Origin of the sequence: Hydrocoleum sp. CS-953, from assembly GCF_002260545.1 — a bacterium.
Classification (GTDB): domain Bacteria; phylum Cyanobacteriota; class Cyanobacteriia; order Cyanobacteriales; family Microcoleaceae; genus Trichodesmium.
In genome coordinates, this window is the sequence record NZ_LGSU01001102.1 from 1 (window position 1) to 6,827 (window position 6,827).

At 36.3% G+C, this 6,827-nt stretch carries 7 protein-coding genes; 3 read left to right on the forward strand and 4 right to left on the reverse strand.

Annotation, left to right across the window (positions count from 1 at the left end; genetic code table 11):
• The first annotated feature begins 251 nt into the window (after positions 1–251).
• Entirely contained in the window at positions 252–1,304 is a 1,053-nt protein-coding gene (gene trpD, locus AFK68_RS16805; protein ID WP_094673778.1) for an anthranilate phosphoribosyltransferase, read from the forward strand.
• A gap of 344 nt (positions 1,305–1,648) precedes the next feature.
• On the opposite strand, the gene AFK68_RS43520 is transcribed toward trpD, so the two are convergent.
• The 4 genes from AFK68_RS43520 to AFK68_RS16820 all read right to left on the reverse strand — a co-directional run.
• Entirely contained in the window at positions 1,649–1,927 is a 279-nt protein-coding gene (locus AFK68_RS43520; RefSeq protein WP_210407453.1) for a class I SAM-dependent methyltransferase, read from the reverse strand.
• Positions 1,928–2,006: 79 nt separating this feature from the next.
• Entirely contained in the window at positions 2,007–2,159 is a 153-nt protein-coding gene (locus AFK68_RS45500; RefSeq protein WP_210407455.1) for a class I SAM-dependent methyltransferase, read from the reverse strand.
• Positions 2,160–2,209: 50 nt separating this feature from the next.
• On the reverse strand, positions 2,210–2,497 hold the full coding sequence (locus AFK68_RS16815; protein ID WP_094673779.1) for a trans-aconitate 2-methyltransferase: 288 nt from the start codon (positions 2,495–2,497) through the stop codon (positions 2,210–2,212).
• An 841-nt stretch (positions 2,498–3,338) separates the two neighbouring features.
• A partial coding sequence (locus AFK68_RS16820) for a TIGR02281 family clan AA aspartic protease (protein ID WP_210407454.1) occupies positions 3,339–3,989 on the reverse strand: 651 nt, incomplete at its 5' end.
• A gap of 457 nt (positions 3,990–4,446) precedes the next feature.
• Here AFK68_RS16820 and carA point away from each other — a divergent pair.
• Positions 4,447–5,595, forward strand: a complete 1,149-nt coding sequence (gene carA / locus AFK68_RS16825; protein ID WP_094673781.1) for a glutamine-hydrolyzing carbamoyl-phosphate synthase small subunit — start codon at positions 4,447–4,449, stop codon at positions 5,593–5,595.
• A 442-nt stretch (positions 5,596–6,037) separates the two neighbouring features.
• On the forward strand, positions 6,038–6,376 hold the full coding sequence (locus AFK68_RS16830; protein ID WP_371357426.1) for an STAS domain-containing protein: 339 nt from the start codon (positions 6,038–6,040) through the stop codon (positions 6,374–6,376).
• Positions 6,377–6,827: the final 451 nt, after the last annotated feature.

Sequence of the window (6,827 nt, forward strand, 5' to 3'; positions counted from 1 at the left end):
CTCCCCATCTCCCCATCTCTCCCCACTCCCCTATTCTCAATACTAAATTTTTGCCTTTCTTGTGCCTAAGTCCTGTAATATTTAATTGCACCTACTAGACTGACACACCTTAAATGGTGCAATAGTACGGGCGAGTTTTAGTAGAAATTTTCATGCTTACCTTAAGATTTATATAAACCCGCCCTAATGCACATCCATTATATGTGTCGGTCTACTACAAATACTTCTATAAAACAGCAAGCTACACTAATATGAATGAATGGCCTAGTTTATTACAGCAGTTACTTGATGCCCAATCTTTATCTTCCTCTCAAGCCTCAAATTTAATGCAAGGATGGCTACAAGAAGAAATTCCACCTGTTCTATCAGGAGCAATTTTAGCTGCCTTACAAGCTAAAGGTGTATCTGCTGAGGAATTAGCTGGTATGGCAAAAGTATTACAATCTTTATCCTTGACAAAAGAATACAGTGATAATAATATTCCTATCACCAACTTCCAATACCCAATTATTGATACCTGCGGTACTGGTGGAGATGGAGCTTCAACATTCAATATTTCCACTGCTGTTGCTTTTGTTGTCGCTGCTGCGGGAGTGCCAGTAGCTAAACATGGTAACCGTTCCGCTTCTGGTAAAGTTGGTTCTGCTGATGTCTTAGAAGCATTAGGAATAACTTTGAATGCCCCCACTGAAAAAGTAATATCTGCTCTATCTGAGGTAGGAGTTACTTTTCTCTTTGCACCAGGTTGGCACCCAGCAATGAAATCTGTAGTTCCTCTACGTCGTACCTTAAAAGTAAGAACTGTGTTTAATCTTTTGGGTCCTTTAGTTAATCCTTTACGTCCTCAAGGCCAAGTTATAGGAGTTTATAATTCCACTTTAGTAGAAACTGTCGCTCAAGCTTTAGGAATATTAGGAGTAAAATCAGCGATCGCTCTCCATGGTAGAGAAAAACTTGATGAAGCTGGTTTAGGCGATATTACAGATATAGCTATTTTATCTCATGGTGAGGTAAAAATGACAACAGTTAATCCTCAAGATTTAGGTTTAAATTCTGCCCGAATAACTGCTTTACAGGGTGGAGAGGTAGAGAAAAATGCTGAAATTTTGCAGAATGTTCTCCAAGGTAAAGGAACCTCTGCACAAACAGATGTAGTCGCTTTGAATAGTTCTCTAGCGCTACAGGTAGCAGGTATTGTACCGCTAGAAGCTCATGCAGAAGGTATTGGCAAAGCTAAAGATATTCTCCAAAGTGGAGCAGCTTGGTTGAAGTTGGAAGAGTTAGTTAAGTTCTTATTTGAATAGGAGTCAGGAGTCAGGAGAAATGGGAATTATAGAGGAGGTAGTCGGAAGAATCATCCCTTGATATCAAATCCGGTAGTATCAGTATAAAAAAGCAGAGAAACCGGGTTTATTAAATACCTCACTATACTAACCTCTACCTCCCACAAACCCGGTTTCTTATAACACTTCCATTGCAAACAGATTTGATATTATTATGTTTTCTACTTCCCAACTCCCCTACTCCCCTACTCAAGAAAGTGTAGCCAAATTCATCAAATTGGTTTAATACCACCAAATAAAGCAATTTCAAACACCTTCAGAAAACAATCAACATGAATAAAACCTATCTCTCGTAACCAGTCACATTAAATTTCTACAGGAGTAAGAATATTTGCCGCTTTATCCGGGCGGTTATAATATAGCCGATCGATCTCTTCTCTAGATTTTTTTATACCTTTACTTTGATTGAAAGCGTAGAGAGAATCAACAAACAGTTCACCATGTAACTGTTCAATTAATTTAGATGGTGAGGAAACCTGTTCCAAATTCAGAAATAATCCTTCTGGCTTTAATAATTCATAAATCTCCTGATATATTTCTCGTTTTCTTATATCTGGTTGGTGATGAATTGAAAATCCTGACACAATTACATCAAATGGTGCTTTTCGGTGAATTTTATTTACCCATTCTGGTAAACCATAATCTTGATTAATAAATTCTAAATTATCTTAGATAAGCAGCAGAAATATTAGTTTTTACAGCTTCAATCATTGTCTCTGAAAAGTCTAAAAATACTCCTTGAGAATGAGGATATTGACTGAGAATTGCCTGACCTAAAATACCATCACCACAACCTAAATCTAAAAAGTTATTCATNTTTATTTACCCATTCTGGTAAACCATAATCTTGATTAATAAATTCTAAATTATCTTAGATAAGCAGCAGAAATATTAGTTTTTACAGCTTCAATCATTGTCTCTGAAAAGTCTAAAAATACTCCTTGAGAATGAGGATATTGACTGAGAATTGCCTGACCTAAAATACCATCACCACAACCTAAATCTAAAAAGTTATTCATTTGTGGTCTAGTCGTCCGAATAATCCTCAACATAATATCAATTTGTTCAGTAGCTAGAGGAAATCCACCTCTCATACCAGACAGATATTTTTGTGAAAGTTCTGCTGTTTTCCAGACTTGATAATTATTGTTCATTTTACCGATTTGTTCGTAAAGAAAATTATCTAAACATGATACTTCTAACTACTAGAACGTATCTTTAATTCTACTACATCTGCCTTAATTTTCAGATTATAGAGGTACTGATAATTGATAACTGAAATGACCACAACCTAAATCTAAAAAGTTATTCATTGTAAGCATTCAGCTATTAGCATTTCCGTTCCGGAATGCTGCGCAAACAGCATTCAGCTTTTCGTGCGGAATGCTGCGCAAATATAAATTTTAATTCTCCTTGGAGACTAATTCCTCCTAAACGTGTCGTAATGATCTAATAAATCATAGCTGAGAGCTGATAACTGACGGCTGAATGCTTACTATTAATTTGTGGTCTAGCCATCTGAATAATCCTCAATATAATCTCAATTTCTTCAATAGCTAGAGGAATTGCACTTCTGACACCAGACAGATATTTTTGTGAAAGTTCTGCTGTTTTTCAGACTTGATAATTATTGTTCATTTTCCCGATTTCTAATATTCTTTACGTCATGTGCAACTTTCCCTAATTTACCAAATTTAGGGAGTTCTGAAAATAAACTTTTCAGTCTTATGGGAATTAAGTAACTGTATTTTTGTAGAAAGTTGCACATCGCGTATAGATAGCATTTGTCCCGCCTAATCATTTTAACTTCATCATTTTTAAATCAGAAGTTGCATAGAATAAAACTTTTAATCAGAGTTAACTATAGATAAAAACAGAAATACTTAATTATTTACTCCTAATTATTTACTCTTATTGACCACCATGATTTTCTCCTGACTCCTGACTCCTGACTCCTGACTCCTACCCCTACCACTCATACTTTTTCACCAAACCCTAACTACTAGAACGTGCCCGCAACTCTACTACATCCGCCTTAATTGTCATATCATAGTTACCAAAAAAATTTTGCCCCAGTAGTCCTAATTCTTTATTATCTGGAGCGATCGCAACATTAAACTGATTAATTGTTAGACCTCCCGCAGAAACAGAAGTAACTATAGCAATTCCTAGTTCTACATCTTTACCATCAGCTAAAGTAAAATTTCTTTTTTGAAAGGGTACAACTTTGAGAGCTTTTGCCATTTCTTGAGTAATTAAAGTAGAACTAGCACCAGTATCTAAAATCATTTCATAAGTTTGATTACCATTAAAAGTAACATCAATTACAGGACTACCACCGCGACGACCTTTAATTGGTATTTGGTATATTCCTGCTACTGTAGTCGAAGCTGATACTTGTTCTGATAATTCTTCTGGAAACAGACGACAAATTGAGATGGTTAAGTCCTTCCTATTTCCTGCTTCATCAAGCATAAAGCATCCAGGATATTCTTGGGCGATCGCTGCGGTACAAATTAAGGTTGTAACTAATATTGATGGTATTTGCCAAAAGATATTTTTGAGCTGTTGTTTGTGCTTAACCCAATTTCTGTCAATAGAATTATAGAGTGAATAATTTTTCGGAATAATTTTGCATGACCTAAANCGGTACAAATTAAGGTTGTAACTAATATTGATGGTATTTGCCAAAAGATATTTTTGAGCTGTTGTTTGTGCTTAACCCAATTTCTGTCAATAGAATTATAGAGTGAATAATTTTCCATCATAATTAATTACTTTTTAAGAATTTCAATTATTTGTTTATTGTTAAGTTTTAAACTTAAAGCTAATTTTATCTTATTTAATTGATGAATGTAATCTGTACTTGTGACTACTACATTTTTCGTAAACCTAATATATTCTCAATGACCTAAGTAAATATTCTGACCTAATCTTTAAACAAGCAGTCAGCACAATCATTAGGCTCATTTTTTTAACGTTTAGAATGGGATTTTAACCCTTCCTAAATCATCTAGTGCAATAGTTGCCGGGGATTTTAACCCGAGCTGCTAAAAGCTGATAGCTAGTTAAATTAAATACTAATTAATTGAGAGGAATTAAAATGTCAATCTCACCTCAACCCGCTCTTCTGGTACTAGCAGATGGAACTTCTTACTGTGGCTTATCTTTTGGCGCTCCAGGAACTACCATCGGAGAAGTAGTATTTAACACAGGAATGACTGGTTATCAGGAAGTTCTCACAGACCCAAGTTATCGTGGGCAAATAGTTACTTTTACCTACCCAGAATTAGGAAATACAGGAGTTAATCCTGAAGACGAAGAGTCCAATAAACCACAAATCAAAGGCGCGATCGCTCGTAATATTTGTCCACGTCCTAGTAACTGGCGTTCTACTCAATCTTTATCAGAGTATCTGATAGAACATAAAATTCCAGGAATTTATGGTATAGATACCCGTGCTTTGACTCGAAAGATTAGGACTGTAGGGGCAATGAATGGGGCAATTTCTACAGAAATTCTCGATCCAACTGAATTGTTACAAAAAGTTCAGTCTGCTCCTAGCATGGCCGGATTAAATTTAGTTCGAGAAGTAACAACAAAAGAAGTTTATCAATGGTCTGAAGCAACTAATCCAGATTGGGAGTTTAACCCTTCTGTTTCTGGTGATGGTGGAGAACAATTTACAGTTGTGGCCATTGACTTTGGGGTGAAAAGAAATATTCTGCGACGTTTAGCCAGTTATGGTTGTCGAGTTGTAGTTGTTCCTGCTAGTACGCCACCAGAGGAGATTCTCAAGTATAACCCTGATGGCATCTTTCTTTCTAATGGTCCAGGAGATCCATCTGCTGTAACAGAAGGTATTGAAACTACTAAGGAGTTACTAAAATCATCTAAGCCTGTATTTGGCATTTGTATGGGACATCAAGTCCTCGGCCTGGCCTTGGGAGCAGACACTTTTAAACTAAAATTTGGTCATCGCGGTCTTAATCAGCCTGCGGGTTTACAGCAACAAGTGGAGATTACAAGTCAAAATCATGGATTTGCAATTAATGCAGATTCTTTAGTGCCTGAAGTGGAAATTACCCATCTCAACTTGAATGACCGAACTGTTGCTGGTTTACGACATAAATCTTTACCGTTGTTCTCAGTGCAGTACCATCCTGAAGCAAGTCCCGGCCCTCACGATGCTGATTACTTGTTTGAACGTTTTGTTCAAACAATGCGAGATGCTCGAAAAGCTAAAGTCTAGATGCTAGTGTGTCAAGGAAGTGTGGGGAGACGACCGAAAGTAGGAAGAATAATTGTACCTGTATCTTTTTGTGCAAGTCTGCCAGACGTCCTAACTTTTTAGTCTTAAAGGCTGAAAAATTGGCACTTTTTTCGATGCCAAAATGCAAAAACCTTTATATATCAGTGCTTTTAGCTTATATTGGCCAGCAATACTTACCGATCCCACACATTACGCGCTCTGCACAACCGCCTAGATATTGATATCTTCAATTACCTTTAACTGCAAATTTTGACTATTGTCAAAATTGTCATCGTCTCAATTTAAACATTTGTCTGTTTAAATAAGTCATATTATGGTAGACAAATTTTACTTCAGGGAGTATAATAGTTATTTTAATTATGCAAAATCAAGCTAGGAGGATGTTATTCCTGAGCCTAAGCAATTAAACCTGACTGTTAGCCTGAGAGGATCTCATGAAGTCAGGGATAACTACCAGCTATTCCGCTTAACAGGGTTATTAGATGCTTTCTCAGAAGGTACTTTTAGCAAAACCCTGAAGACAAAAATCGATCAAGGACCAAAAAATATTATTTTGGACTTGTCCAAGATAGACTTTGTTGATAGCTCTGGGTTAGGAGCACTTGTACAACTGGTAAAGTATACCCAACAATCTGAAGGTAGTTTGCAGATAGTTTCCAATGCCCGTGTGACTCAAACTGTTAAGTTGGTTCGTTTAGAGAAGTTTTTGTCTTTACGACCTTCATTGGATGAAGCTATAGATAATGTCAAGAAATCTTGACTAAGCCAGGCAAAGACCGATTATCTAATCTAGATAGATGTTACCTCCCGTTAACCAGCAAAACTCTGGACGGGAGTAGGTCAAGCCTATTGACTCTCTTACCGTTGAGCAATAATTAAGGTCTTAAGCCTCCCCTTGGCTGTGTCGTGTTGTCGCTCTACAAAGAGATAGAAAAGGAAATTTCGGATTTTCGTACTTTATGACTTCAGCGGTCGGTATTGATAACTGAAATGACCTTTCCGGTATAACATTTAGATTCTTGGTTATACTCCTCTTAAGTAGAACTATAAGAATCTATAGCGCTATAATATCTACTAAAAAGGAATATAAAAAAAGTATTCTAGCTTGACTTCTACTAACTTCTGGGAAGTAGAATTATTCAAATAAGTATGGATTTATTATTGTATAAGATATGGTATGAATAGAAAATCAAACAAGTTTTGTCCAAGTA